General features: G+C 45.4%; 1 protein-coding gene. It reads left to right on the top strand.

Features of this window, described 5'->3' with window-relative positions:
- Positions 1-304, top strand: a 304-nt coding sequence (locus tag HP552_RS00935) for a SulP family inorganic anion transporter (protein WP_175393884.1), incomplete at both ends; no start/stop codon positions are given.

Below are 304 nucleotides of genomic sequence, written 5' to 3'. Positions count from 1 at the left end.
TTGTATTGCTGTCATCATCCCATGTATTGGTGGCCGACCAGGGATGATTTCGGCTGCTACTGTAGCGATGGCCTTACTTATGGTTACTTTGGTCAAGGAACATGTCGTTCATTATTTACTGGCTGCCACCATTCTTACTAGGGTTATCCACTTGCTTTTTGGCGTATTCAAAATCGGGAAACTCATGAAATTCATCCCGTGGGCTGTCATGATCGGCTTTGTGATTGCTCTCGCTATTCTGATATTCCTGCCACAAGTTCCCCATTTTGTAGGCATATCTACGCTGACCTACATCTCCGTTGGA

Source organism: Paenibacillus xylanilyticus (genome assembly GCF_013359935.1).
In the GTDB taxonomy this organism is placed as follows: domain Bacteria; phylum Bacillota; class Bacilli; order Paenibacillales; family Paenibacillaceae; genus Paenibacillus; species Paenibacillus xylanilyticus.
The sequence above is the reverse complement of the archived record's forward strand: the minus strand, read 5'-3'. Positions and strand labels throughout refer to the sequence as shown.